Annotated in this window: 23 protein-coding genes and 1 tRNA gene; 5 read left to right on the top strand and 19 right to left on the bottom strand. The window is 70.7% G+C overall.

Annotated elements, in window-relative coordinates; genetic code table 11:
* Positions 1-19 precede the first annotated feature (19 nt).
* From ACFWVV_RS24120 to ACFWVV_RS24110, 3 genes are read right to left on the bottom strand one after another with little or no spacing between them, the layout of a single operon-like run.
* Entirely contained in the window at positions 20-925 is a 906-nt protein-coding gene (locus tag ACFWVV_RS24120) for a carbohydrate ABC transporter permease (RefSeq protein ID WP_384342082.1), read from the bottom strand.
* A complete protein-coding gene (locus ACFWVV_RS24115) occupies positions 922-1,956 on the bottom strand; it encodes a carbohydrate ABC transporter permease (protein WP_384342080.1) in 1,035 nt (344 codons plus the stop codon). Before ACFWVV_RS24115 ends, ACFWVV_RS24120 begins: the two co-directional genes overlap by 4 nt.
* A 13-nt stretch (positions 1,957-1,969) precedes the next feature.
* A complete protein-coding gene (locus tag ACFWVV_RS24110) occupies positions 1,970-3,310 on the bottom strand; it encodes an ABC transporter substrate-binding protein (protein WP_384342078.1) in 1,341 nt (446 codons plus the stop codon).
* Between the two features lie 167 nt (positions 3,311-3,477).
* Between ACFWVV_RS24110 and ACFWVV_RS24105 the strand changes: the two genes are divergently transcribed.
* Entirely contained in the window at positions 3,478-4,560 is a 1,083-nt protein-coding gene (locus tag ACFWVV_RS24105; RefSeq protein WP_384342077.1) for a LacI family DNA-binding transcriptional regulator, read from the top strand.
* Between the two features lie 62 nt (positions 4,561-4,622).
* Here ACFWVV_RS24105 and ACFWVV_RS24100 read toward each other — a convergent pair whose 3' ends face one another.
* The 4 genes from ACFWVV_RS24100 to ACFWVV_RS24085 form a co-directional block, all read right to left on the bottom strand.
* A complete protein-coding gene (locus ACFWVV_RS24100) occupies positions 4,623-5,288 on the bottom strand; it encodes a class I SAM-dependent methyltransferase (RefSeq protein ID WP_384342075.1) in 666 nt (221 codons plus the stop codon).
* Positions 5,289-5,348: 60 nt separating this feature from the next.
* The gene (locus ACFWVV_RS24095; RefSeq protein ID WP_384342074.1) at positions 5,349-5,813 is read right to left on the bottom strand and encodes a glycine-rich domain-containing protein; all 465 of its coding nucleotides are present in this window, start codon (positions 5,811-5,813) and stop codon (positions 5,349-5,351) included.
* A gap of 107 nt (positions 5,814-5,920) precedes the next feature.
* Positions 5,921-6,085: a hypothetical protein gene (locus tag ACFWVV_RS24090; RefSeq protein WP_384342073.1), complete on the bottom strand. Its 165-nt coding sequence runs from the start codon at positions 6,083-6,085 to the stop codon at positions 5,921-5,923.
* A gap of 163 nt (positions 6,086-6,248) precedes the next feature.
* Positions 6,249-6,728, bottom strand: coding sequence for a hypothetical protein (locus ACFWVV_RS24085; RefSeq protein WP_384342071.1), 480 nt, complete (start codon positions 6,726-6,728; stop codon positions 6,249-6,251).
* Between the two features lie 127 nt (positions 6,729-6,855).
* Between ACFWVV_RS24085 and ACFWVV_RS24080 the strand changes: the two genes are divergently transcribed.
* The gene (locus ACFWVV_RS24080; protein ID WP_384342069.1) at positions 6,856-8,190 is read left to right on the top strand and encodes a transcriptional regulator; all 1,335 of its coding nucleotides are present in this window, start codon (positions 6,856-6,858) and stop codon (positions 8,188-8,190) included.
* A 45-nt stretch (positions 8,191-8,235) separates the two neighbouring features.
* Positions 8,236-8,772, top strand: a complete 537-nt coding sequence (locus tag ACFWVV_RS24075; protein WP_384342067.1) for an NUDIX domain-containing protein — start codon at positions 8,236-8,238, stop codon at positions 8,770-8,772.
* A gap of 230 nt (positions 8,773-9,002) precedes the next feature.
* Here the strand turns inward: ACFWVV_RS24075 and ACFWVV_RS24070 are convergent.
* The 4 genes from ACFWVV_RS24070 to ACFWVV_RS24055 form a co-directional block, all read right to left on the bottom strand.
* Positions 9,003-9,075: transfer RNA gene (locus ACFWVV_RS24070), tRNA-His, on the bottom strand.
* 104 nt (positions 9,076-9,179) lie between these two features.
* A complete protein-coding gene (gene orn, locus ACFWVV_RS24065; protein WP_384342065.1) occupies positions 9,180-9,791 on the bottom strand; it encodes an oligoribonuclease in 612 nt (203 codons plus the stop codon).
* A 101-nt stretch (positions 9,792-9,892) separates the two neighbouring features.
* A complete protein-coding gene (locus ACFWVV_RS24060; protein WP_384342063.1) occupies positions 9,893-11,086 on the bottom strand; it encodes a helix-turn-helix domain-containing protein in 1,194 nt (397 codons plus the stop codon).
* 501 nt (positions 11,087-11,587) lie between these two features.
* Positions 11,588-11,986: a hypothetical protein gene (locus tag ACFWVV_RS24055; protein WP_384342061.1), complete on the bottom strand. Its 399-nt coding sequence runs from the start codon at positions 11,984-11,986 to the stop codon at positions 11,588-11,590.
* Between the two features lie 377 nt (positions 11,987-12,363).
* On the opposite strand from ACFWVV_RS24055, the gene ACFWVV_RS24050 reads away from it, so the two are divergent.
* A complete protein-coding gene (locus ACFWVV_RS24050; RefSeq protein ID WP_384342059.1) occupies positions 12,364-12,897 on the top strand; it encodes a universal stress protein in 534 nt (177 codons plus the stop codon).
* A gap of 154 nt (positions 12,898-13,051) precedes the next feature.
* On the opposite strand, the gene glmS is transcribed toward ACFWVV_RS24050, so the two are convergent.
* On the bottom strand, positions 13,052-14,869 hold the full coding sequence (gene glmS / locus ACFWVV_RS24045; RefSeq protein WP_384342058.1) for a glutamine--fructose-6-phosphate transaminase (isomerizing): 1,818 nt from the start codon (positions 14,867-14,869) through the stop codon (positions 13,052-13,054).
* Between the two features lie 67 nt (positions 14,870-14,936).
* Positions 14,937-15,224 carry a hypothetical protein gene (locus ACFWVV_RS24040; protein WP_384342056.1) on the bottom strand — a complete coding sequence of 96 codons (288 nt, stop codon included), beginning with the start codon at positions 15,222-15,224 and terminating at the stop codon, positions 14,937-14,939.
* 330 nt (positions 15,225-15,554) lie between these two features.
* Here ACFWVV_RS24040 and ACFWVV_RS24035 point away from each other — a divergent pair, with 330 nt between their 5' ends.
* Positions 15,555-17,177 (top strand): beta-N-acetylhexosaminidase, encoded by a 1,623-nt coding sequence (locus tag ACFWVV_RS24035; protein ID WP_384342055.1) that lies wholly within the window; start codon positions 15,555-15,557, stop codon positions 17,175-17,177.
* Between the two features lie 165 nt (positions 17,178-17,342).
* Here ACFWVV_RS24035 and ACFWVV_RS24030 read toward each other — a convergent pair whose 3' ends face one another.
* The 6 genes from ACFWVV_RS24030 to ACFWVV_RS24005 form a co-directional block, all read right to left on the bottom strand.
* Positions 17,343-18,182 carry a siderophore-interacting protein gene (locus tag ACFWVV_RS24030; protein WP_384342053.1) on the bottom strand — a complete coding sequence of 280 codons (840 nt, stop codon included), beginning with the start codon at positions 18,180-18,182 and terminating at the stop codon, positions 17,343-17,345.
* Positions 18,183-18,325: 143 nt separating this feature from the next.
* The gene (locus tag ACFWVV_RS24025; RefSeq protein ID WP_384342051.1) at positions 18,326-19,360 is read right to left on the bottom strand and encodes an ABC transporter substrate-binding protein; all 1,035 of its coding nucleotides are present in this window, start codon (positions 19,358-19,360) and stop codon (positions 18,326-18,328) included.
* Between the two features lie 253 nt (positions 19,361-19,613).
* On the bottom strand, positions 19,614-20,768 hold the full coding sequence (locus ACFWVV_RS24020; RefSeq protein ID WP_384342049.1) for an acyl-CoA dehydrogenase family protein: 1,155 nt from the start codon (positions 20,766-20,768) through the stop codon (positions 19,614-19,616).
* A 5-nt stretch (positions 20,769-20,773) separates the two neighbouring features.
* A complete protein-coding gene (locus ACFWVV_RS24015; RefSeq protein WP_384342047.1) occupies positions 20,774-21,709 on the bottom strand; it encodes a hydroxymethylglutaryl-CoA lyase in 936 nt (311 codons plus the stop codon).
* Complete coding sequence (locus ACFWVV_RS24010; RefSeq protein WP_384342045.1) at positions 21,706-23,661, bottom strand: acetyl-CoA carboxylase biotin carboxylase subunit; 1,956 nt, start codon at positions 23,659-23,661, stop codon at positions 21,706-21,708. The genes ACFWVV_RS24015 and ACFWVV_RS24010 overlap by 4 nt, the downstream gene beginning before the upstream one ends.
* Positions 23,662-23,674: 13 nt before the next feature.
* Entirely contained in the window at positions 23,675-25,291 is a 1,617-nt protein-coding gene (locus ACFWVV_RS24005; RefSeq protein ID WP_384342043.1) for a carboxyl transferase domain-containing protein, read from the bottom strand.
* Between the last annotated feature and the right edge of the window lie 46 nt (positions 25,292-25,337).

Below are 25,337 nucleotides of genomic sequence, written 5' to 3'. Positions count from 1 at the left end.
AAATCGGGCGGCGGAGCGGTCAGCCCTTGACAGCGCCCTGCATGATGCCGCCGACGATCTGCTTGCCGAACAGCACGAAGGCGATCAGCAGCGGCAGGGTGCCCAGCAGCGCGCCCGCCATGATCACGGACTGGTCGGGGATGAAGCCCCGGCCGAGCCCGGTCAGCGCCACCTGGACGGTGGGGCTGCCGTTCTGGGTGAGCGCGATGATCGGCCAGAAGAAGTCGTTCCAGGCCATCACGAACGTGAGCATCCCCAGTACCGCCATCGCCGGCCGCGCCGCCGGGAAGACGATGTGCCACATCACCCGGATGCTGCTCGCCCCGTCCACCCGGGCCGCCTCGATCAGCTCGGTCGGCAGCGCCTCCATCAGGTACTGCCGCATGAAGAACACCCCGAAGGCACTCACCAGCGTCGGCAGGATCACCGACTGGAGCTGGTCGGTCCACTGGAGCTCGGCGACCATCATGTACAGCGGTACGACACTGAGCTGCGGCGGCACCATCATCGTGCCGATCACCAGCAGCAGCATCAGGTTCTTGAACCGGAACCGCAGCTTGGCGAAGGCGAACCCGGCGAAGGTGGAGAAGAGCACCGTGCCCGCCGCGACCGAGCCCGCCACCACCGTGGTGTTGAGCAGCGCCGTCCCCATGTTGGCGTCGGTCCACGCGATTTCGAGGTTCTTGAACAGGTTCCCGCCGAACCAGAACGGCGGCGGGGTCTGCGCGAGCCGGGTGTTGTTGCGGGACGCGGCGATCGCGGTCCACACCAGCGGGAAGAGCGAACCGACCGTGAAGACGATCAGGATCGCGTACGTCAGCTTCCCCGCGTACCGTTGCCGCCCGGCCTTGCGGACCCCCCGGACCCGCTCCGCCTTCCGGCCCTCCGGTGTCCGTACCTTCTCTCGTACGGCCGTCGTGCTCATGACCGGGGACCCCTCTCGCTCTTGGACAGCCGCCGCGAGATCAGCCAGTTGACCAGACCGATCAGCACCAGGATCAGGAACATCGTCCAGGCGATGGCCGAGGCCCGCCCCAGGTGCAGGTTCACCCACCCCTGTTCGTACAGGTAGAGCCCCAGCGTCTGGAACTGGTGGTCGGAGCCGCCGGACGCGCCCGCACTGCCGCTGAACAGCAGGGGCTCGCCGAAGAGCTGGGTGGCGCCGATCGTCGAGACGACGACCGTGAAGAGGATCGTCGGCCGCAGCGAAGGGATCGTCACGTGCCGGAACTGCTGCCAGCGCGTCGCCCCGTCCAGCTCCGCCGACTCGTACAGATCGGGGGAGATGGCCTGCATGGCGGCCAGGTATATCAGCGCGTTGTAGCCGGTCCAGCGCCAGATGACGATCGTGGAGACGGCGAGCTGGGAGGTCCAGGTGCCGTTCTGCCAGTCGACGGCGTCGACGCCGACCACGCCGAGCGCCCAGTTGATCATTCCGTAGTCGCGTCCGAAGAGGAGCACGAAGACCAGGGTGGCCGCCGCGACGGACGTGGCGTACGGGGTGAGGACGGCGACCCGGAAGAACGACGAGCCGCGCAGTTTGTAGTGCAGCAGATGGGCGATGCCCAGGGCGATCACCAGCTGCGGGACGGTGGACAGGAGGCCGATGGTGACGGTGTTGCGCAGGGCGTTCCAGAAGAACTCGTCGCTCATCAGCCTGCTGAAGTTCCGCAGCCCCACCCAGTTCATGTCGGTCGGCGCGGTCAGCTCCACCTGATGGAGGGACGCCCAGCCGGTGTACAGGAGCGGGAAGAGACCGAAGGCGAGGAAGAAGACGAAGAACGGCGCCACATAGGCGTACGGGCTGAACTTCATGTCCCACCGGTAGCGGCGGCTGCGCCACGCGCCGGGCCCACGGGCCGGCGGCCCGGCACCCGCCCCGGCGGCCCCGCCCCCCTCCCCCTTGCCGGAGGGGGAGGGCGGGGCCTTGACGGACTGACTGCTGGGGCTGCTCATCAGAGGTGTCCGCTCACTGGTCGAGTGCGTTGTCGATCGCCTTCACCGCGGCGTTCCAGCCCTCCTCGGAGGAGCGGCCCTTCTGGTCGACCTGAAGCATGCCGATGTCCGCGAGGTTCTGCGCGATGACGAGGTCCTTCGCGCCGAGGATCTGCACCGGGACGCCCTTGGCCGCCGCCGAGAAGATCTCACCGATGGGCGCGTTGTTGAAGTACTCGTGCTTCGCCCCGGACACCGCGGGCAGCTCGTACGCCGCCTGGGCGCTGGGGAAGCTGCCGCGCTTGGCGAACAGGGTGGCCTGCTGGGCCGGCGCGGTCAGCCAGGCGGCCAGTTTCGCCGCGGCCTCCTTGTTCTTCCCCGCCTCCGGGACGGTCAGGAACGCCCCGCCCCAGTTGCTGGGCTTGGGCGCGGCGGCCACGTCCCACTTGCCCTTGCCCGCGTCGCCGGCCTTGTCCTGGATGTAGCCGAGCATCCACGGCGGGCACGACACGGTCGCGAACTGGCCGTTGGCGAAGCCCTGGTCCCAGCCCTTCTGGAACTGCTGGTGCTTGGCCGTCAGCCCTTCCTTCGCCGCCTCCGCGGCGATGTCCCAGGCCTCCTTCACCGCCGGGTTGGTCTTGTAGATGACCTTGCCGTCGGTGTCGTAGAACCGCTTCTCGTCGCCGCCGGTGACGGCTGCCATCAGGCCGGACGCCGAGTCGAGGAACTTGGTGCCGTCGGGGGCCTTGGCCTTGTACTGCTTGCCGGCCTCCAGGTACTTTTTCCAGTCACCGGCCCACAGCTTGCCGACCGCCTCGCGGTCGGTCGGCAGCCCGGCCTTCTGGAACAGGTCCTTGCGGTAGCAGATCCCCATCGGCCCGACATCGGTGCCGAGCCCGACCGTCTTGCCGTCCTTGCTGGTGCCCTGCGCCCACTTCCACGGCAGGAAGGCGTCCTTCTGCACGCCCTGGGCCTTCCCCAGGTCCATCAGCCGGGCGGACTGGGTGGCGGTGACCTCGGCGATGTTGTTCACCTCGACGGCCTGAATGTCGGACAGGCCGCTGCCGCTGGTCAGGTGATTGAGGAGCTGCGGGTAGTAGTTCTCGTTGCGCTCGATCGAGTTCTGCTCGATCGTGACGTCCGGGTTTTCCTTCATGTACTGATCGAAGAGCCCGGCTTCCTTCATACCGAAGGCACCGAAGACCCCGATCCGGAGTACGGTCTTCCCCTTCTGGCCCGCGGCGCTGCTGCCGGTACCGGCACTGCTGCCTGGGCCCGGATCGTCCGAGGCGCAGCCGGAGAGAAGGGCGCCGCCCAGAAGTGCGACGGCGGTGGAAAGGGCGATGCTGGTCCTGCGTGAGGTGAAGAGCTGCATAACGGTCCTCCTGAAGCCCGATGGGTCAGGTACGGTGGGAGCGCTCCCATGTGTGATGTGTTGAAGGTTCGCGGCTCCCCGCGGGGGTGTCAAGGCAACGGACAGCGAGACTTGTTGTCATAGACGCGGCGACGTACGCGCGGACGTGCTGGGAGGGGACGATTCAATTGGCGATACGGGATACGGCCGACGGCCGGAACGGGATCCGCGGCGGACGGGGTGCGGGCCGCCCCACCCTCGAAGAGGTGGCCGCCCGGGCAGGCGTCGGGCGGGGCACGGTGTCCCGGGTGGTCAACGGATCGCCCCGGGTCAGCGAACGGACCAGAGCGGCGGTCGAGGCCGCCGTCGCCGAACTGGGGTACGTGCCCAACCGGGCCGCCCGCGCCCTGGCCGCCAACCGGACGGACGCCATAGCCCTGGTCGTCCCCGAGGCCGAACACCGCTTCTTCGTGGAGCCGTACTTCTCCGACATCCTCCGGGGCGTCAACACCGCCCTCGCCGACACCGACATGCAGCTCCTCCTCACCATCGTCGGCAGCGACCGGGACCGTGCCCGCCTCGCCCACTACCTGGCGGGCCACCGGGTCGACGGCGTCCTGGTGGTCTCCCTCAGCGCCGACGACCCGCTCCCCGACCTCCTGGCCGATCTGGGCATCCCTGCCGTGATCAGCGGCCGCAGGTCCGCCGACGAGCCCCTCCCGTGGGTGGACGCCGACAACGAGGCCGGAGCCCGCGAGGCCGTCGCCCACCTCGTCTCCCGGGGCCGGCGCCGGATAGCCACCATCACCGGACGCCTCGACATCTACGGAGCCCAGTGCCGGCTGGCCGGCTACCGGGGGGCCCTCGCCGACGCGGGGCTGCCGGTCGACGAGTCCCTGGTCGCCCCCGCCGACTTCACCGAGGAGGGGGGCCGGACGGCGATGGAACTGCTGCTGCGCCTCGACCCGCTCCCCGACGCGGTCTTCGTCGCCTCGGACGTGATGGCCTCCGGCGCCCGCCAGGTACTGCGCGCCCGGGGCATCCGGGTGCCCGAGGACATCGCGATGGTCGGCTTCGACGACTCGTCCATCGCCCGCCACATGGACCCCCCGCTGACCAGCGTCCGCCAGCCCATCGAAGAAATGGGCCGCATCATGGCGCACACCCTGCTCGGCGAGATCGCCCGCACCACCCTCCCGGTCGGCGCCCCCCGCCCGCCCCAGCCGCGGCTGATGCTGCCGACGGAACTGGTGCCGCGGTCGTCGTCGTGAGCGGGGGCAAGCGCCGTACGCGCCGTACGCCGGACCGCTGAGATGGTGAGTTGGGGACGGCCTCAGGCAGTCGCCGAGACAAGCAAAGTGCCGATCTTGCGGCGGCCCGGCGGCGCGGCCAGCACACGGGCCCGCGGTTCTGTGAACCCGTGGTCGGCGAGGATGCCCGTCCACGTCCCGGGCTCGTAGTCCCACCGCTTCACCACGAGCGGGTCCTCCTCGTCGCCCCTGGTGATGTACGACGCCTGGCACCCATAGCACCCTTCGACCGGCGGCCGGTGCGAGAACGCGAACGTACCGCCGGGGCGCAGCGCCTTCTGCGCGGCGGGCAGCAGGATCGCCGGATCGGTGAACCACGCGGCGCCGAACACCGAGTAGATCGCGGCGAAACGCTCCGGCACGGACTCCAGGAACACGGTGGCCTCGGCCCGGTGCAGGACAAGGCCGGCTTCCGCCCATCGGTCGGTGGCAGCTGCCAGCTGGGTCTCGGAGAGATCCACGCCCACCGGCCGTACGCCGAGGGAGGCGAGGTGCGCCAGATTGCCGCCCGTGCCGCACCCGAGGTCGAGGACGGCGTCTCCCGAGGTGACGTCGAGCAGTTCCGCGCCAGGCCCGTGGTCCGGGAACTGGGTCCAGTTGAACCACGTGGTCTCGCCCTTGGCGTTCATCGCACGGCGCTGTGGCTTCTGCTGGGCGTATGTGTTCCAAGCGGTGGTCGTGTCTGCCACATCTCTCCTTGTACGGGGCCGCCGCCCGGAAGGAGCCCGGGCGGCGGGTGCGCTGTTCAATTACTTGCTCTTGGGGCTGTTCGAGCATCCGGCGTGGCACTGGGAGCAGTCCGCGATCTCGGGCCACAGTGCCGTGTCCACGGTGTACCCGGCGGCCATGATGGCGTTCATGGTCCGCTGGAGGGCCGCCTTCGGGCCGCCCTCCGGGCGCTTGGCCCCGGCCGTGGGCACATGGTGGATGAAGTACCCGGCGACTCGCTGACAGAAGCTCGCGTAATCGACGGTGTGGAGAATCCACGTGTGCCAGCCGATGTCGACCGGCTCGCTCGGGGAGAGGGTCCGGCCGGGGGCCGAGGCGCTCGCCGCGAGGAAGCCGGCGGTCTGCCCGATGATGCGGTGCGCGGTGGGCACGTCGATTTCCGGGTGGTCCTTGACGATGCGGGCGGCCAGCCGCTGCATCGTGTCCGGTTCCACGAGGGTGGACGGATCGGTGGTGCTCAAGGGGTGCTCCAACGCGATGGTCATGCTTTCCTCCTTGTGGGTTCCGCCCCCTGCGACGGGGGTGGTCCTGGAACCCGCCCCGGCCGCCGACCTGTCCAGGGACCAGGCGGCGGGGGCGGGCGTACGGTGGCCTACTCCTCCGTCCCGGCCGGGAGGGGAGTGGCAGGGGAGAGGTCTTCGGGCGTAATGGGGTCGCCGTGCCACAGGAGCGTGACGCCGTGCTTCTCGCAGTACGCGCCGGTGTCGTCCTCGACCGGGAACGGGTGCTGCCGGCCGCCCTTGACGCAGTACGTCATAGCCGGTGACACCCGCAGTCGCAGCGCAGCACCATGACCGGGAGCTCGAACGGCAGCTGTGAGGGGACCCGGACTTCCGTCCTCGGGCCGTGGCACATGCCGTGCTCGTCGGACCGGCACTCCGGCGTCCGGTACGCCTCTCCCACCAGTGGTGCTGACGGCGTCATGACGTGGCCCCAGCTAGGCGTGCGGCGCCGACCGCGACGAGTTCGGCCACGCGGGCCAGGTTGCAGAGGCGGCCGGGCTCACGTACCGGGACCACCCAGTACGAGCGAGGCGGCGCGAGCTGGTCGATCCGCGGGACGCCGAGCCAAGCGCCCTGTCCCAGGTACTCGGCCGCGGGCGACTGCCGGCGGTCTGCCCGGCCGACCGGGACCAGCGGGTAGAACCACCGCTCCGCGTCCTGGATCACGGGCCCGCCGAGCAGCTGCTCCAGGAGCTTGCTCACCGCGGCCGGGCGGACATTGAGGATCGCCGCGTACAGGACATCGGCCGGGATGCGGACCGCGTCGAAGCGGTGCCCGAGCGGCAACATCGCCACCCGCTTATCGGCCCACTCCGCCCACGCTTGTGGAGGAACGCTGTGTGCGTGGGCGAGCCACTTGGCGGTGGACGCCTGAGAAAGTGTGTTGGTTCTGCTCATGACGTCAGGGTTCCGCTGCTGGACGAGAGGCGTAAGTGTGTGGCGCGGGCAGGCTCCATTGGGCCGTTCACACACTGTGTGGACCGGCTGTAGCTACGCTCCTCACACCGAGTGAAGCGGGGCACACATGGAACCCAACACCCTTCTCGATGCACTGCTCGACGAGGCCGGAATGTCTCGCGTCGGGCTGGCGGCCCACGTCAACCTGGCAGCCAAGGCTCGGGGCAAGGCAACCTCCTACGACCACAGTTCAGTGATTCGGTGGGTGAAGGGCCAGCGCCCGCGCGGCATCATCCCGGACTTGATCTGCGACATCCTCGCGGTACGAGTGGAGCGCCCCCTGACACACCAAGACATCGGCATGGGAGCCGAACCCACCACGCAGCCTGCCACGGCACTGAGCGGGTTCATCGACCGCAGCACCGCCCTCTGGCGAGTCGACGAACAAAAACGGCGTGACCTCCGCGAAGCTCCCCTCATCACCGGGTTGCCCGCCGTCGGGCCCGTCTGGGAGTGGGAGAACCCGCCCGAGGACAGCGACGTGTCCCGTAGCGGCACCCCACGCGTCGGCCTGACCGAGGTCGCCGTTCTCCGCACCGCCCGCACCCACTACGAGCAGATGTATCGCAAGGCCGGTGGCGTCACGACGCGGGCAAGGGTCGTGCGGTTCCTCGCCGCGGACACAGCCCCGCTGCTGCGCGGCTCGTACAACGACACCACCGGCCGCGAGCTCCACCGTGCCGCTGGCGGATTAGTGGCCGTGGCGGGGATCTGCGCCTACGACTCCGACGCGCAAGGTCTCGCACAGCGGTACTTCCACCAGGCGCTTCGCCTTGCCAAAGCCAGCGGGGACCGGGCCTTCGGTGGATACGTGATAGCGCTCCTCGTCAACCAATCGCTGTTCATGCGGGAGTACCGGCAGGCGGTCGCGTTCGCCGAGGCAGGCCTCCGTACCGCCGGGAACGTGATCTCGCACGCCCTGGCCTGCGACCTGTACGCCATGCAAGCCAAGGCGTACTCGCGCATGGGCGACCAGGCTGGTGCCCACCGGTGCATGACCCTGGCGGAGACCGAGGCAGGTCAGATCCGCCGCGACGAGGAGCCGGCCGAGACCGGCTACGTCCAGGCTGGGCTCCTGGAGGTGAACATCGCGGATGCCCTCATGCGCCTCGGCGACACCGCCCCCGCCGAGCAGTACGCCGTCGAAGCCGTCGCCACGCAGACCCACGAACGAGGCCGTGTCCACCGGCTGGCCACCCTCGCGGACTGCCAGCTTCGCGGTGGCGAGGCGGAACGAGCCGCAGCCACGGCAACAGGCGTCCTGGACGTGATGCAGGGCATGGAGTCCCAACGCCTCAACGACCGGCTCGTCAAGCTCCGCCGCACCCTCTCCGGAGTCCACTCGACCGCGACCGACGAGGTGGTGGAGCGGATCGACGACACCCTCCGCATCCCCTTGTGACCGATGTGCTGGGATGGAGAGGACCCCCAGCGGAGAGGCAGCACCGTGTCGGAGTGGAAGAACCTCGGCGAGCGCACCGTGTACGAGAACCGGTGGGTCAACGTCGCGATGGCCGATGTCGAACTCCCCGACGGGCGACACCTCGACCACACGGTCATCCGGCTCCGGCCCGTTGCCGTGGCCACTGTCGTCAACGAGGCCAATGAGGTGCTGCTCCTGTGGCGTCACCGTTTCATCACCGGCGCCTGGGGGTGGGAGTTGCCCTCCGGCGGAACCGGTGCAGGAGAGGACCCGGCCGCAGCCGCCGCGCGGGAGCTGGAGGAAGAGACGGGGTGGCGGCCCGGGCCGATGCGATTGCTGCTCGCGGTGGACCCGATGCCCGGCATCTCGACCTCGCACCACCGGGTGTACTGGTCTGACCGTGCCGAGCAGGTGCGCGAGATCCCGCAGGACGAATTCGAGTCTGCGCGTCGCGAGTGGGTGCCGCTGGACACGGTACCGACGCTGATCGCGCGTGGTGAGGTGCGGTCGGCAAACGCCGTCGCTGCGCTGCTGATGCTGTATCACCTGCGGCTCGGCTGACCCTAGCGCACCGGCCGGGCCGGTCGGCCCCCGAGGGCCCGCCGAACGCACGACTGATTGGCTTGCCCGCAGCAGGTGCGCCAGGCTGCCCCGACGCACCAGGAATGGGGGTGCCCGGATCGCCCGGTTGCCCGGACGGGCCCGGCTTGCCGCGGTCACCCGGCCGACCAGGCATCCGGAAACAGATCAAGGCCCGACCCGCTTCCGCGGATCGAGCCTTGATCATTCAGGGTGAGTGACGGGACTTGAACCCGCGGCCACCTGGACCACAACCAGGTGCTCTACCAACTGAGCTACACCCACCGTGACCGGTCTTTTTCCCGACCGGCTGAGAAAAAGTGTACAGGGTTCGCGAGGGTGCTCGCGCCCAGGTTTGGCGGGGCCCTCGGCGGGCCCGCTTCAGAGGGTTATTCGCCCCCCTCAGCAGGGACGACGTGCTTCGCGGCGATCTTCTTCGCGGTGTCCGAGTCGGGCCCCGGCTGGGGTACGAACACGGCCTCGCGGTAGTAGCGCAGCTCGGTGATCGAGTCGCGGATGTCGGCGAGGGCGCGGTGGTTGCCGTTCTTGTCCGGACTGTTGAAGTAGGCCCGCGGGTACCAGCGCCTGGCCAGCTCCTTCACCGAGGACACGTCGACGATGCGGTAGTGGAGGTAGTCCTCCAGCTCCCGCATGTCGCGCGCGAGGAAACCGCGGTCGGTGCCGACGGAGTTCCCGCAGAGCGGGGCCTTCTTCGGTTCCTTCACGTGTTCCCTGATGTACGCCATGACCTGCGCCTCGGCGTCGGCGAGGGTGGTGCCGGCGGCGAGTTCGTCGAGGAGACCGGAGGAGGTGTGCATCTGGCGCACGATCTCCGGCATGGTCTCCAGGGCGGCGTCCGGCGGGCGGATCACGATGTCCACGCCTTCGCCGAGTACGTTGAGCTCCGAGTCGGTGACCAGTGCGGCCACCTCGATAAGTGCGTCGTCCGTCAGCGAGAGCCCGGTCATCTCGCAGTCGATCCACACCATGCGATCGTTCATGCCGTCACCCTATGGGGTGGGGCGCGCTCCGGTACCCGCCCGGCCCGGCGCAGCCGTGGCTCCCGTGTCCCCGGGTGCTCCGGGGACACGGGAGGACGGCGCTACCTCAGGCGGCCCGGGACGTAGGCGTCCGCGTGGTGCCTGCCGTTCTCCGAGCCGGTGGTGACCGGCGAGGAGGCGCCGCCGGCCGGGGCGTGTGCCGCCGCCGCCCGGCGGACCTGCTGCGGCACCGCGTCGTTCAGGCCGGACGCGCCCGCCCCCAGCGGCACCGGGTCGGACGCCGGACGCCTCGCCCGGTAGGCCGCCCGGTACGCGGCGGGCGACGAGCCCAGCTGGCGCCGGAAGTGGCCGCGCAGAGCGACCGGTGACCGGAAACCGCACCGGCCGGCGACCTCGTCGACCGAGTAGTCGGACGTCTCCAGGAGCCGCTGCGCCTGGAGCACCCGCTGCGTGATCAGCCACTGGAGTGGAGCGCTCCCAGTCAACGACCGGAACCGCCGGTCGAAGGTACGGCGGCTCATGTAGGCCCGCGCGGCAAGGGTCTCCACGTCGAACTGCTCGTGGAGGTGCTCCAGCGCCCAGGCGACGACCTCCGCGAGCGGGTCGGCGCCGATCTCCTCAGGTAAAGACCTGTCGAGATAGCGCTCCTGCCCGCCGCTGCGACGCGGTGGCACCACCAGCCGGCGGGCGAGCGCGCCCGCCGCCTCGGTGCCGTGGTCCGTCCGCACGATGTGCAGACACAGATCGATTCCGGCCGCTGTGCCGGCCGACGTCAGCACATCCACGTCGTCGACGAACAGCTCGCGCGGATCGACGTGCACCGACGGATAGCGCTTGGCGAGCGTCGGTGCGTACATCCAGTGGGTGGTGGCCGGCCGGCCGTCCAGCAGACCGGCGGCGGCGAGCACGAACGCACCCGTGCACAGCCCGACGATCCGCGCCCCCTCCTCGTGCGCACGGCGCAGCGCCTCCAGCGCCTCCGCCGGTGGTGGGGAGGTGATGGAGCGCCAGGCCGGTACGACGACCGTCCCCGCGCGACTCATCGCCTCCAGGCCGTACGGTGCGGTCAGTTCGAGGCCTCCGGTGGTACGGAGTGGTCCTTCCTCGCCTGCACACACCAGCAGCCGGTAGCGCGGAACCCCTGCGTCCTGCCGGTCGATGCCGAACACCGAGAGCGGAATCGAGCTCTCGAAAATGGGTCCCCCGCTGAAAAGCAGCACCGCTACGATTTCCCGGCGGCGGCGCCCGGAGAGCTTCCGGGTGGCCTCCGACGGAGCGGCCAAGTCCTGGCTCATGGCGCTAAGCCCCCCTCGCTGGTCGCGGCTCCCTGTTCGTGACGGGCCTGTCGCTCCTGCACACTGCTCCTCGAAGTCGCAGTCCCTCTAGGTCCTGCACGGTTCCCCCGCCGTCGAATACCCCATGATCGAATCTACTGTGTCGCGTGGCGCCGCCGTGACAAGTTCCGGAACCGGCGCTATGTCGACATGGCAACTTGGCGCGAAGCATTCGATCAGGAAGCGTTCCACTCCCGGGCGTCCCAGGGAAGTGCGCCTCGCGCTCGTGGCCCGTCCCCGTAGGGTGCGCGAGCCGCGAGCGGTCCTTTCTTCCCTGGTGGCACGGGGGTTGGCGGTGCATCACGCCAAGGGTGGGGGTGGTCCGGGAAGTTGGCTGAAAACCTACGGGCGCGCGTGTGCGATCCCGTCACTCAACCGGCGCACCACCTTCCGTGGAGTGACTGGCTCCGAAAATCTTCACGCGTTGTTTGAACTGTCTCTCAAGCGTTTCTCCTGCGAAGTTCAGGCGTCCGTCCTGCGGCTGCCCCGGTGGGTCCCGGACCCGGTGCGGCTGTGCCGGCCGCGGTGGGTGCCCGCATGGGGGTCCTCGGCGAGCACCCGGGCCGCGGTCCGCTCCGAGCGCCGCAGCAGCAGCCTGCACACCCCCGTGACGACGGCCAGGCCGCCCGAGGCGACGGCGGCGCCGCCGGCCGGGCTGCCGTACCCGATCAGGACGACGGGGACGAGCAGGCAGCTGAACGCCGCCCACCGGACGAGGTCCGCCGCGGAAGCCGTCCCGGGCGCGGAAGCCGTCCCGGGCGCGGAAGGTGCCGGCGGTTCGCAGAGGGAGGAAGGGGCGGGATGAGGGGGGAGAGGGGCCTGGGGCGGGTGGGCCCCGTGGGGGCGGTGGGTGTCGTACACGGTGCACGTCCCTCCGGGGCGCGTGGGGGCGGGATCCTGATCAACGACAGGGCGGGTCCGACGGTCACGTGACCGCGGCCCGGCGGTCCGCCCGGGAGCGGCGGGCGAGGAGTCCCGGAGCCGGCCGGTGGGGCGTCCGGGGGTGGCCGGTGGGGCGCGGTGGCGGACAGCTGTACGGGGCAGCTGCCATTGCGATACCGGGCGGGGTCGTGCATGCTCCTGGAGCGCCGCCCCCGTGCGGGGGCTGGGCAGCGGAGGAGTGCGGCCGTACCCTTGGGGGTATGGGCTTGGGAAGATGATTCCCGGACAGCTCCACCGCTTCGATGCTCCACAGCCGCGTTGTCAGCCCTCCTGAGGATCCAGACGCCGAGATACCGATGGCCGGTCACGAAATTCCTGAACCCGCGGACCGCAAGCAGGTCGCCGATCCCACCGTGGAGTCGAGCGGCGACCTCTATGCGCTGGAAGAACCGCGCCACTCCTGCGATCCCGCCTTCCGGCACGGTGTCGTCGTCGGCTTCGACGGCTCCACCTCCAGCGAGCGGGCGCTCGCCTATGCCATCGGCATGGCCCGGCGGCTCGGCCAGGGGCTGATCATCGTCCATGTGGCCAACCGGCTTCCGACCACCGTCTGGGCAGGCTGCGAGCCGCCGGTCTTCGTCGACGTCCCCGACCACCGCACGGAGGTGCTCGGGCTGGAACTGGCCTGTGCGGACTACCTCGCCGAGGTGCCGTGGATCCTGGTCGAGCGCGGCGGCGACATCTGCCACGAGCTGGAGGAGGTCGGCCGTGAGTACGAGGCCGACGCCATCGTGGTCGGCTCCACGCAGGGCATCGTGGGGCGGCTGTTCGGATCGGTGGCGGGGCGGCTGGCGAAGCGGGCGCAGCGGCCGGTCGTGGTCATCCCGTAGCCGGGGGAGCGGCCTGGAAGAGGTCCGCGCAAGAGGGGGCACGTACCCCCGCCCCGTACGACGTGACGCGGAGAAGGCCCCGCACACCCTGAGGGGTGCGGGGCCTTCTCGTCCGTACAGGCTCGTCCGTACGGGCTCGTACGAATGGGCCGTCCTATTCGACCGTGACCGACTTCGCCAGGTTGCGCGGCTTGTCGATGTCGCGGCCCATGGCGAGGGCCGTGTGGTAGGCGAGGAGCTGGAGCGGGATGCCCATCAGGATCGGGTCCAGCTCGTTCTCATTCTTCGGTACCACGATGGTGTGGTCGGCCTTTTCCTGCTCGCGGTGGGCGACTGCCAGGATCCGGCCGCTGCGGGCCTTGATCTCCTCCAGCGCGGCGCGGTTCTTCTCCAGGAGGTCGTCGTCGGGGACGATCGCGACCGTCGGCAGCGCGGGCTCGATGAGGGCGAGCGGGCCGTGCTTGAGCTCCGATGCGGGGTACGCCTCGGCGTGGATGTAGGAGATCTCCTTGAGCTTCAGGGAGGCCTCCAGAGCGACCGGGTAGCCGCGCACGCGCCCGATGAACATCATCGACTGGGCGCCCGCGTAGGCCTCGGCGACCTTCTTGATCTCTTCCTCCGACTTGAGGATCTCCGAGATCTGGGCGGGCAGCTTGCGCAGGCCCTCGATGATCCGCTTGCCGTCGGAGACTGACAGGTCGCGGATCCGGCCCAGGTGCAGGGCGAGCAGCGCGAAGGCGACGACGGTGTTGGTGAAGCACTTGGTGGAGACGACGCAGACCTCGGGGCCGGCGTGCACGTACACGCCGCCGTCGGCCTCGCGGGCGATGGCGGAGCCGACGACGTTCACGACGCCCAGCACCCGGGCGCCCTTGCGCTTCAGCTCCTGCACGGCCGCCAGCACGTCGTACGTCTCACCGGACTGGGAGACCGCGACGTACAGGGTGTCGGGGTCGACGACCGGGTTGCGGTAGCGGAACTCCGAGGCGGGCTCGGCGTCGGCGGGGATGCGGGCCAGGGACTCGATGAGCCCGGCGCCGATCAGGCCGGCGTGGTAGCTGGTGCCGCAGCCGAGGATCTTGATGCGGCGCACGCCGCGGGCCTCGCGGGCGTCCAGGTTGAGGCCGCCCAGGTGCACGGTGGAGAAGCGGTCGTCGATCCGGCCGCGCAGCACGCGGTCCACGGCGTCGGCCTGCTCGGAGATCTCCTTGTGCATGTACGTGTCGTGGCCGCCCATATCGTACGACTCGGCCTCCCACTCCACGGTGGTCGGCGTGGCCGAGGTGGTCGAGCCCTCGGTGGTGTACGTGCGGAAGTCGTCGGCCTTCAGGGTGGCCATCTCGCCGTCGTCGAGGGTGACGATCTGGCGGGTGTGCGAGACCAGGGCGGCGACGTCCGAGGCGACGAACATCTCCTTCTCGCCGATGCCCAGGACGACGGGGGAGCCGTTGCGGGCCACCACGATGCGGTCGGCGAAGTCGGCGTGCATGACGGCCAGGCCGTAGGTGCCCTCGATGTGGCGCAGTGCCTCGCGGACCTTCTCCTCCAGGGTCTCGGCCTGGGAGCGGGCGACGAGGTGGACGACGACCTCGGTGTCCGTCTCGGAGGCGAAGACGACGCCGTCGGCGGTCAGCTTGGCGCGCAGGTCGTCGGCGTTGTCGATGATGCCGTTGTGGACGACGGCGACCTTGCCCTCGGTGTCCAGGTGCGGGTGCGAGTTGTCGTCGGAGGGGGCGCCGTGGGTGGCCCAGCGGGTGTGGGCGATGCCGGTGGTGCCGGCGAAGCGCTTGGGGACCCTGGCCTCCAGGTCACGGACCCGGCCCTTGGCCTTGACCATGCGCAGGGCGGAGGCCTTGGGGGTGTTGATCACCAGGCCCGCCGAGTCGTAGCCGCGGTACTCCAGGCGCTGGAGGCCTTCGAGGAGAAGGGGCGCGACGTCGCGCTTGCCGATGTAACCGACGATTCCGCACATGTGGTTCTGTCCTCCGAGTGGTGTGGGGGTGCCCGTTGCCGGGGCCGGTCTGCCGCCGTGGCCCGGCTCAGCCGTAGACGATGCGGCGCAACTGGCGGAGCGAGAGCTCCGGGGGAGCGACCGCGCGGTGCGGCAGCTCCGCCGCGATCCGTTCGAAGATCTCCGCGTTGACCGCGCCGCCCGACTGGAGTTCACGGTGGCGGCGGCGGACGAATTCCTCGGTCGTCTCGTCGAAGTACGCCAGTACGTCGAGCACCACCCGGGCGGCCTCACCGCGGGGCAGCGCGGTGGAGCGGACGAGATGGTCCACGAGGTCGTCGTGGGACGACGGGGAAGGCGTACGACGTTCGAGCACCCGTCGATACTGAGGCAGAGCGGGGCCCTGTGCAAGGATCCTGCCCGATAGCGGGCAGGATTCCTCATGATCTCTCATTGGTATGGACTAGCGGGCGCTCCGAGGACTCCACCGGATGGCCCAGTACGAGACGCGCCGCGTCCCGGTCGGGGTCCCGGGTCCCGTCCTGGCGGATGATTTCCGCCAACCGGGGGATTCTTCACATCGGGCGGGTGTGCGGAGGGCTCCGGGATTGGTCTACACCCTTGACCCGGGCGTTACTTGAGCGGTAGCCATGACTCCCGTTACGTACATGCCACAGCCGCGCAGCCCCTTCGAAGGGACCCGCTTGTGAGACCACGTCGTACGATCCCCCGACTGCTCGCCCCGCTGCTGCTCGTCGCCACCGCCTCCTTCGCCGCCGTGGGAGCCGCGGCCCCGGACTCCGCTCAGGCCTCCGCTCCCCGGCAGGCCGCTGCCGTGCCGCTCGGGAAGATCGTCCCGGCGCCCGCCGCCGTACAGGCGGGCGGGCAGGCGTACACGCTGAACCCCCGCACCGCGATCAGGGTCGACCGGCACTCGGCGGAGGCCCAGAAGGTCGGGTCCTACCTCGCGGACGTGCTGCGCCCCTCCACCGGATACCCGCTGCCGCTCACCGACAGGGGCGGCCGGGACACCATCACCCTGGAACTGGGCGCGCGGAGCAGCTCGCTGGGCGAGGAGGGCTACTGGCTGAAGTCCGGCAAGCACGGCGTGACCATCACCGCCCGCCGGGCCGCCGGCCTCTTCCACGGCGTGCAGACGCTGCGCCAGCTGCTGCCCCCGGCGGTGGAGAAGAAGACTAGGCAGCCCGGACCGTGGCAGGTCTCCGGCGGCACCATCAAGGACGTGCCGCGCTTCGGCCATCGCGGCGTGATGCTCGACGTCGGCCGGCACTTCCTCACGGTGTCGCAGGTCAAGCGGTACATCGACCAGGCCGCGCTCTACAAGATGAACAAGCTGCACATGCACCTCACCGAGGACCAGGGCTGGCGCATCGCGATCAACTCCTGGCCCCGGCTGGCCACCTACGGCGGCTCCACCCAGGTCGGCGGCGGCCCCGGCGGCTACTACACCAAGCAGCAGTACAAGGACCTGGTGAAGTACGCGGCCTCCCGCCACATGGAGGTCATCCCCGAGGTCGACATGCCGGGCCACACCAACGCGGCCCTCGCCTCCTACGCCGACCTCAACTGCGACGGCGTCGCCCCGCCCCTCTACACCGGCACCGAGGTCGGCTTCAGCAGCCTCTGCGCGGGCAAGGACATCACCTACCGGTTCATCGAGGACGTCCTGGGCGAGATCGCCGAGCTCACCCCCGGCAGGTACCTCAACATCGGTGGTGACGAGGCGCACGCCACCAGCCACGAGGACTTCGTCAGGATCATGGACCACGCCCAGGACGTGGTCGGCAGGCACGGCAAGCAGATCATGGGCTGGCACCAGCTGGTCGGCGCCAGGCCCGTGGAGGGCCGGGTCGCCCAGTACTGGGGCTACGACCGGACCAGCGAGGCCGAGCGCCGCAGCGTCGTCGAGGCCACGAGGGCGGGCACCAAGCTGGTGCTCTCCCCGGCCGACCGCGCGTACCTCGACATGAAGTACCACAAGGCCACCCCGCTCGGCCTCAACTGGGCGGGTTACGTCGAGGTGGACCGCTCGTACGACTGGGACCCGGGCACGTACCTCCAGGGCGTCCCCGAGTCCTCCGTCCTCGGCGTCGAGGCACCGCTGTGGACCGAGACGCTGGCCACCAGCGACCAGCTGGAGTTCATGGCCTTCCCCCGGCTGCCCGGCATCGCCGAGCTCGGCTGGTCCCCGCGGGCCACCCACGACTGGAACACCTACAAGGTGCGGCTCGCCGCACAGGGCCCGCGCTTCGACGCGCTGGGCATCGACTACTACCGCTCCGCCAAGGTGCCGTGGCCCGCACGGTGACCTGCTGATCCGGTGGTTCGCGCATGGTGACGTGCGGGTCCACCGGTATGCGCACGGTGGCCGGCCGGTCCGCCGGTCCGCCGACGGTGGCCTGCTGATTCGCCAGTACGCGCACGGGGCGGCCTCCTTCGCGGAGGCCGCCCCGTTACGTGTGCGGACCAGCCGCTACGCCTCTTCGGGCGCCTCGCGCAGCGCGTCCTCGGACAGGCCCCGGCGCCAGTAGCCGGTGAAGGTGACCCGCTGCTTGTCGTGGCCGCGCTCGCGCACGAAGTGGCGGCGCAGGGCCTTCACCGAGGAGGACTCGCCCGCGATCCACACGTACGGGGTCCCGGCGGGCAGCTCGGCCGCGCCGATCGCCTCCAGCGGGTCCCGCGCCCCGTCCCCCGCGACGAGCCAGGTGACCTCGGCATCGGCGGCCGTCGTCAGCGCCACCGCGTCGTCCGGGTGCGGGACGGAGATCCACACCCTGGCCGGGGTGCCCGCGGGCAGCTGCTCCAGCGCCGCCGACGCCGCGGGGAGCGCCGTCTCGTCGGCCCAGACCAGCACCCAGTCGGTGTCATCGGCGGGCCGGAAGCGGACCCCGGTGTTGTCGGCGAGCGCCGGGCCGAGCACGGTCACCCGCCGGCCCGCGACCGCGTTCTCCGCCCAGCGGCAGGCGGGCCCGCCGTCCGGGTGCAGCGCGAAGTCGATGTCGACCTCACCGGCTTCAGGGCGCTGCGCCCGGACCGTGTACGAGCGCATGACGGCGCGCACCCCGGCGTCCATCGCCCGGTACGAGGTGAACCAGTCGGGGTCCGTCTCCGGCGGCAATACCGGTGCGTCCTGGCCGGGGTGCGGCAGGAACAGCGACAGGGACTGGTCCCGGCCGCCGGACGCGAAACCGGCCAGGTCCTCACCGGCTTCCGCGTCGCCGCCGAAGGTGACCCGCAGCATGGACGGGCTCAGCCGGCGGGTGCGCAGCACGCTCAGCCGGAAGAGGCGGAACGGAATCGTCGGGTCGGACACGGGCGGCCTCCTGGCAGGGAGCGGAAAGAGCGTGGGTGGGGCGGGGTCACCGGGCGCGGGCGCGGGCAAGGCGCCGGGTACGGCGACGGGGCCGGGCCCGGGGGTTCCGGGGCCGGCCCCGCGGAAGAGCAGGGGGAGCCGGGTCAGGAGACCTTCCTGGCGCTCTCGATCGCCTTGGCGAGGTCTTCGAGGACCGGCGCGCACTTGGCGTAGGAGTAGATCGGCTCGGTGGTGCGCGGGACGACCTGGCCCGCCTTCACGGCTGGGAGCTGCGCCCAGGTCGGCTTGTCCTTGAGGTCCTTCGGCTGGAGGACGGCGGACCGGTTGTCCATCATGATCACGTCGGCCTGGTACTTGCCGACGTTCTCCCAGCTCAGGCCCTCGAAGAAGCCCTGTGCGTCGACCTTCGGCTCGACGAACTTCACCCCGAGCTCCTGGAAGTACAGGGTGTCGGCGCTCATCTTCGCGAGCGAGACGTAGAACAGCTCGGCCGAGGCGGAACCGATCATGACCTTGATCTCGGGGTGTGCCTTCGCGGCGGCGCGCAGCCGGGCGGCGGCCTTCTCGAAGCGGGCCTTCGCCTCGGTGGTCTTCTGCGCCTTCAGGTCGGCGCCGAGGGCGGCGGCCAGGTCGGCGTGGCGCTGGAGGGCCTTCTCCATGTTGGTGTTCGAGGCCCACAGGGCGACCGAGGGGGCGAGCTGGTAGATCTTCTTGGCGGACTGCTCGGGGACGTACCAGAGCACGTCCTTCTCCCACATGTTCGAGATCAGCAGCTCCGGCACGAGCTTCGCGTACTTCTCGACGTTGAACTCGCCGTAGACGTTGCCGATGATCTCCAGCTTCGAGATGTCCATGTCGCCGGCCTGGACGTCGGGCTGGCCGTCCTTGCCCTTGGTCGGGCCGAAGACGCCCTTGACCTCGATGCCGTAGTCGTAGAGGGCGGCGGCGGTGCCGGTGAAGGCGACGATGTTCTTGGGGAGCGACTTCGTCTCCACCTTGGTGCCGCGGTCGTCGGTGAAGGTCCAGGGGCCGGACTTCCCGGCGGCCTTCTCGGTGTTGCCGCCCGAGGCCTTGTCGTTGCCGCCGCACGCGGCCAGAACGGCGCCGGCGCCGAGCGCGCCGCCGACGGCGAGGAGGCCGCGACGGGTGGGGCGGGAGAGGCGGGACGGGGAGGGCATGGCGGCTCTGCTTTCGTACGGGCGGCAAGGATCCGGAGGGGAAGCCTCAAGGAAGGTTAGCCTAACCTCTCCTTGGCTTGAATGGGCTGTCCGGATACCGCCGGAGACGGGCCGTAGGGCAGGTGCCTCCGCGCCCGCACCCGCTCACCCCCGGCCCGCACCCGCTCACCCCGGCCCGCACCCGCTCACCCCCGGCCCGGCCCTGCGCGTCCGCCACCCCGGCCCGTCCTCCGCCCCACCCCGCCCTCTCCCGTCAGGCAGGCAGGCCCAGTTCGCGGGCGATCAACATCCGCTGCACCTCGCTCGTGCCCTCCCCGATCTCCAGGATCTTGGAGTCGCGCCACATCCGCGCCACCGGGTACTCGTTCATGAAGCCGTACCCGCCGTGGATCTGGGTGGCTTCCCGGGCGTTGTCGACCGCGACCGTCGAGGAGTAGAGCTTGGCGATCGCCGCCTCCTTCTTGAAGGGCTCGCCCGCCACCAGCCGGGATGCCGCGTCCCGCCAGCCGATGCGGGCCATGTGCGCCCGCATCTCCATGTCCGCGATCTTGAACTGGATGGCCTGGTTCTCGCCGATCGCCTTCCCGAACGCCCTGCGCTCCTTGGCGTACTTCAGCGACTCGTCCACGCAGCCCTGCGCGAGCCCGGTCGCCAGGGCCGAGATCGCGACGCGCCCCTCGTCGAGGATGCGCAGGAACTGGGCGTACCCCCGGCCCTCCTCGCCGACCAGGTTCGCGAGCGGCACGCGCACGTCGGAGAAGGACAGTTCGCGGGTGTCGGAGGAGTTCCAGCCGACCTTGGAGTAGGGCGCCGCGACCGTGAAGCCCGGCGTTCCTGACGGCACCAGGATCGAGGAGATCAGCGGCCGGCCGTCCTCCTTGCGGCCGGTCACGGCGGTAACGGTGACCAGGCCCGTGATGTCGGTGCCGGAGTTGGTGATGAAGCACTTGGACCCGTTGATCACCCACTCGTCACCGTCCCGCACGGCTGTCGTACGGGTGCCGCCCGCGTCCGAGCCGCCCTCCGGCTCGGTCAGCCCGAACGCGCCCAGGATCTCGCCCGAGCACATCCGCGGCAGCCACTCGCGCTTCTGCTCCTCGGTGCCGAACAGGTGCAGCGGCATGGCACCCAGCGAGACGCCCGCCTCCAGGGTGATCGCCACCGAGGAGTCGACCCTGGCCAGTTCCTCCAGGGCGATGCCGAGCGCGAGGTAGTCGCCGCCCATGCCGCCGTACTCCTCCGGGAAGGGCAGGCCGAACAGGCCCATCCGGCCCATCTCGCGGACGATCTCGTACGGGAACTCGTGGCGCTCGTAGAGGTCGCCGATCTTCGGCGCGACCACGTCGTGCGCGAACGCCTCGACGGTACGGCGCAGCTCTTCGTGCTCGGGGCTCAGGTGGTGGTCCATGGCGGTCATTCCTTGTGGGAGAGGGCGCGGACGGTACGGGACGGGCTGGGCCGGCCCAGCTGTTCGGCCATCCACCCGCTGGTGGCGGTGAGGCGGCCGAGGTCGACCCCGGTGTCGATGCCGAGGCCGTGCAGCATCCACACGAGGTCTTCGGTGGCGAGGTTGCCGGTGGCGGACTTGGCGTACGGGCAGCCGCCGAGGCCGCCGGCGGAGGCGTCGACGGTGGTGACGCCGTGCCGCAGCGCGGCCAGGGTGTTGGAGAGTGCCTGGCCGTAGGTGTCGTGGAAGTGGACGCCGATGCGGTCCGTGGGAATGCCGGCGGTGTTCAAATCGGTGAGGAGGGAACCCACTTGGCCGGGAGTGGCGACCCCGATGGTGTCGCCCAGCGAGAGTTCGTCGCAGCCCATGGCGACCAGGCGACGGCAGACCTCGACCACCTGGGCCGCGGGCACCGGACCCTCCCAAGGGTCGCCGAAGCACATGGAGAGGTAGCCGCGCACCCGCGCTCCGGCATCCCGGGCGCGGGCCACCACCGGTTCGAACATGGCCAGTGCCTCGTCGACCGTACGGTTGAGGTTGGCCTTGGCGAAGGACTCGGTGGCGCTGGCGAAGACGGCCACGTCGCGGGCGCCGAGGGCCAGTGCACGGTCCAGGCCCTTCTCGTTGGGGACCAGGACCGGCAGGCGCGTGCCGGCCGCCAGGTCCGCGAGCTGCGGGAACAGGGCTTCCGCGTCCGCGAGCTGGGGCACCCACTTGGGGTGCACGAAGCTGGTGGCTTCGACGGTGGTGAGCCCGGCCGCGGCCAGCCGGTGGATGAACTCCACCTTGACGGCGGTGGGGACGGTGCCCTTCTCGTTCTGCAGGCCGTCGCGGGCCCCGACCTCGTAGATCCGCACGCGGGAGGGGAGTTGGGGGTCCCTCACGACCATCGGCAGCGTCACTGGGTGTCCTCCTCGTCGGGGGCGACCACGGCCAGGACCTGGTCCATGGCGACGGTGGCGCCGGCCTTCACGTCCAGCTCGGTGACGGTGCCGGCGTGCGGGGCCGAGATGACGTGCTCCATCTTCATCGCCTCCACCACCAGCAGGCTCTGCCCCGCCGCCACGTGGTCGCCCACGGCGACCTTGACGACGGTGACGGTGCCGGGCATGGGGGCGGTCAGGGCGTCCGCGCCGGAGTGGGCGGCGCCGGTGAGGGAGGCGGCGACGGGGTCGTACGTCTGGACGTGCCAGGCGTCCCCGTCGCGGCCCAGCCAGACGCCGTCGGGCGAGGCGGTGGTGCGGAAGGTATGGGTGAGACCGTCCAGTTCCACGGTGACCCGGCCGGGCTCCACCCGGTGGACGCCCCGGGCGAGGTGGGCGACGGGTTCGCCGCCCGGTACGCGCAGCCAGTGGGTCACCGGTGCGGGCGTGCCGCCCATCCGCCATCCGTCGGCGACCGAGAACGGGTCGGTCCAGCCCCCGGCGTCCGGGCGCGGTGCCCGCGCGGCCCCGGCCACGGCGGCAGCCGCCTCGTACACCTCCTGCGGCACTTCGCCGCCGGTCAGCGACTCCGCGTCCCGTTCCACCAGGCCGGTGTCCAGGTCGCCCGCGATCACGTCCGGGTGGGCCAGCAGGCGGCGCAGGAAGCCCGCGTTGGTCTGGACGCCCAGCGTCACCGTCTCCGCCAGCGCCGCGCGCAGCTTGCGCAGGGCGGTGGGGCGGTCCGGGCCGTACGCGATGACCTTGGACAGCATCGGGTCGTACAGGCTGCCGATCTCCGTGCCCACCGCGAGGCCGGAGTCCGTACGGACGCCGTTGCCCTGCGGTTCGCGCAGGGCGAGGATCGTGCCGCCGGAGGGGAGGAAGCCGCGCGCGGGGTCCTCGGCGCAGATACGGGCCTCGACGGCGTGCCCGGTGAGGGCGATGTCGGCCTGGGTGAAGGGGAGTTCCTCGCCCGAGGCGACGCGGAGCTGCCATTCCACCAGGTCCAGTCCGGTGATCAGCTCGGTGACGGGGTGCTCGACCTGGAGGCGGGTGTTCATCTCCATGAAGTAGTACGAGGAGGGATCGGCGCCCGGGACGATGAACTCGACCGTGCCCGCGCCCGAGTAGCCGCAGGACCGGGCGGCCTCGCAGGCTGCCTCGCCCATCGCGGCGCGGGTCGCCTCGTCGAGCAGGACCGAGGGGGCCTCCTCGATGATCTTCTGGTGGCGGCGCTGGAGGGAGCACTCGCGCTCTCCGAGGTGGACGACGTTGCCGTGGCCGTCGGCCAGGACCTGGATCTCGATGTGCCGGGGGCGGTCGATCCAGCGCTCCACCAGCAGGGTGTCGTCGCCGAAGGACGAGCGGGCCTCGCGGCGGGCGGCCGCGATCTCCTCGGCCAGGACGGCCTCCTCGCGGACCAGGCGCATGCCCTTGCCGCCGCCGCCCGCGGACGGCTTGAGGAGGACCGGCATGCCGATCTCCCGTGCCGCATCCGCGAGTTGATCATCCGTCAGTCCGCTGCCGCTCGAACCAGGGACGACCGGCACACCCGCCGCCTTCACCGTCTCCTTGGCGCGGATCTTGTCGCCCATCAGGGAGATCGCGGAGGCGGGGGGTCCGATGAAGACCAGGCCCGCGTCCGCGCAGGCCTGCGCGAAGTCGGCGTTCTCGGCGAGGAAGCCGTAGCCGGGGTGGACCGCTTGGGCCCCGGAGTGCCGGGCCGCTTCGATCAGCCTGTCGGCGCGGAGATAGCTCTCGGAGGCCGCCGGGGGGCCGATGCGTACCGCGGTGTCGGCCTCGCGCACATGGCGCGCGTCCGCGTCCGCGTCACTGAAGACGGCCACCGAACGGATGCCCAGCTCGCGCAGCGTGCGGATGACGCGTACCGCGATCTCGCCGCGGTTGGCGACCAGAACCGTGTCAAACATGGTCATTCTTCACTCACATCCGGAAGACGCCGAAGGCGGGGTCGGCGAGCGGGGCGTTCGCGCAGGCGGTCAGGGCCAGGCCGAGGACCTGGCGGGTTTCGAGCGGGTCGATGACACCGTCGTCCCAGAGCCGGGCGGACGCGTAGTAGGCGTTGCCCTGGGCCTCGTACTGGGCCCGGACCGGGTCCTTGAAGGACTCCTCGGCCTCGGCCGGCCATTCCTCGCCGCGCGCCTCGATCTGGTCGCGCTTGACGGTGGCCAGCACGGAGGCGGCCTGCTCGCCGCCCATGACGGAGATCTTCGCGTTGGGCCACATCCACAGGAAGCGCGGGGAGTACGCCCGGCCGCACATCGAGTAGTTGCCCGCGCCGTAGCTGCCGCCGACGACCACGGTGAGCTTCGGGACACGCGTGCAGGCCACCGCGGTGACCATCTTCGCGCCGTGCTTGGCGATGCCGCCGGCCTCGTAGTCGCGGCCCACCATGAAGCCGGAGATGTTCTGCAGGAAGACCAGCGGGATGCCGCGCTGGTCGCACAGCTCGACGAAGTGCGCGCCCTTCTGGGCGGACTCGGAGAAGAGGATGCCGTTGTTGGCGACGATGCCGACCGGGTGCCCGTGGATCCGGGCGAAGCCGGTGATCAGCGTCTGTCCGTACTCCGACTTGAACTCGGCGAAGCGGGAGCCGTCGACCACCCGCGCGATCACCTCGCGGACGTCGTAGGGGGTACGGGAGTCCACCGGCACCGCCCCGTACAGCCCGGCCGGGTCGACCGAGGGCTCCTCCACGGGCGTGACGGACCACGGCAGTTGGCCGCGCGCCGGGAGGGTGGCGACGATGTTCCGCACGATGCGCAGCGCGTGCGCGTCGTCCTCGGCGAGGTGGTCGGTGACCCCGGACGTACGCGAGTGGACCTCGCCGCCGCCCAGTTCCTCCGCCGTGACGACCTCGCCGGTGGCGGCCTTCACCAGCGGCGGGCCGCCGAGGAAGATGGTCCCCTGGTTCCGTACGATCACGGCCTCGTCGCTCATCGCGGGGACGTACGCCCCGCCCGCCGTGCAGGACCCGAGGACGGCGGCGATCTGCGGGATGCCGGCGCCGGACATCCGGGCCTGGTTGTAGAAGATCCGCCCGAAGTGCTCGCGGTCGGGGAACACCTCGTCCTGCATCGGCAGGAACGCGCCGCCGGAGTCCACCAGGTACAGGCAGGGGAGCCGGTTCTCCAGCGCCACCTCCTGGGCGCGCAGATGCTTCTTGACAGTCATCGGGTAGTACGTGCCGCCCTTGACGGTCGCGTCGTTGGCCACGACCACGCACTCGCGGCCGCTGACCCGGCCGATGCCGGCGATGACTCCGGCGGCCGGGGCCTGGTCGTCGTACATCCCGTTCGCGGCGAGCGGGGCCAGCTCCAGGAAGGGCGAGCCCGGGTCGAGGAGGGTGTCGACGCGGTCGCGCGGCAGGAGCTTTCCCCGGGCCACGTGCCGGGCCCGGGACTTCTCGCCGCCGCCGAGGCGGGCGGCGGCCAGTCGGGTGCGGAGGTCGTCCGCGAGCTCCCGGTGGGCGGCTTCGTTGGCCGCCCAGGACTCGGACGACGGATCCGCGGTGCTGGTGAGCACCGGTGCCTGCTGCATTCTGTCGAGCTCCCTTGCCCGCCGGACGTCAGGTCGTGCCGGGTCA

It is taken from the genome of Streptomyces sp. NPDC058663 (assembly GCF_042716745.1).
In the GTDB taxonomy this organism is placed as follows: Bacteria; Actinomycetota; Actinomycetes; order Streptomycetales; family Streptomycetaceae; genus Streptomyces.
The sequence above is the reverse complement of the archived record's forward strand: the minus strand, read 5'-3'. Positions and strand labels throughout refer to the sequence as shown.

Excerpts from the sequence above, each read along its gene's own strand:
- ACFWVV_RS24120 (WP_384342082.1), bottom strand. The coding sequence starts at position 925 with ATGAGCACGACGGCCGTACGAGAGAAGGTACGGACACCGGAGGGCCGG.
- ACFWVV_RS24115 (WP_384342080.1), bottom strand. The coding sequence starts at position 1,956 with ATGAGCAGCCCCAGCAGTCAGTCCGTCAAGGCCCCGCCCTCCCCCTCC.
- ACFWVV_RS24110 (WP_384342078.1), bottom strand. The coding sequence starts at position 3,310 with ATGCAGCTCTTCACCTCACGCAGGACCAGCATCGCCCTTTCCACCGCC.
- ACFWVV_RS24095 (WP_384342074.1), bottom strand. The coding sequence starts at position 5,813 with ATGACCATCGCGTTGGAGCACCCCTTGAGCACCACCGATCCGTCCACC.
- ACFWVV_RS24090 (WP_384342073.1), bottom strand. The coding sequence starts at position 6,085 with ATGACGTACTGCGTCAAGGGCGGCCGGCAGCACCCGTTCCCGGTCGAG.
- ACFWVV_RS24085 (WP_384342071.1), bottom strand. The coding sequence starts at position 6,728 with ATGAGCAGAACCAACACACTTTCTCAGGCGTCCACCGCCAAGTGGCTC.
- ACFWVV_RS24080 (WP_384342069.1), top strand. The coding sequence starts at position 6,856 with ATGGAACCCAACACCCTTCTCGATGCACTGCTCGACGAGGCCGGAATG.
- orn (WP_384342065.1), bottom strand. The coding sequence starts at position 9,791 with ATGAACGATCGCATGGTGTGGATCGACTGCGAGATGACCGGGCTCTCG.
- ACFWVV_RS24060 (WP_384342063.1), bottom strand. The coding sequence starts at position 11,086 with ATGAGCCAGGACTTGGCCGCTCCGTCGGAGGCCACCCGGAAGCTCTCC.
- ACFWVV_RS24050 (WP_384342059.1), top strand. The coding sequence starts at position 12,364 with ATGGCCGGTCACGAAATTCCTGAACCCGCGGACCGCAAGCAGGTCGCC.
- glmS (WP_384342058.1), bottom strand. The coding sequence starts at position 14,869 with ATGTGCGGAATCGTCGGTTACATCGGCAAGCGCGACGTCGCGCCCCTT.
- ACFWVV_RS24025 (WP_384342051.1), bottom strand. The coding sequence starts at position 19,360 with ATGCCCTCCCCGTCCCGCCTCTCCCGCCCCACCCGTCGCGGCCTCCTC.
- ACFWVV_RS24020 (WP_384342049.1), bottom strand. The coding sequence starts at position 20,768 with ATGGACCACCACCTGAGCCCCGAGCACGAAGAGCTGCGCCGTACCGTC.
- ACFWVV_RS24010 (WP_384342045.1), bottom strand. The coding sequence starts at position 23,661 with ATGTTTGACACGGTTCTGGTCGCCAACCGCGGCGAGATCGCGGTACGC.
- ACFWVV_RS24005 (WP_384342043.1), bottom strand. The coding sequence starts at position 25,291 with ATGCAGCAGGCACCGGTGCTCACCAGCACCGCGGATCCGTCGTCCGAG.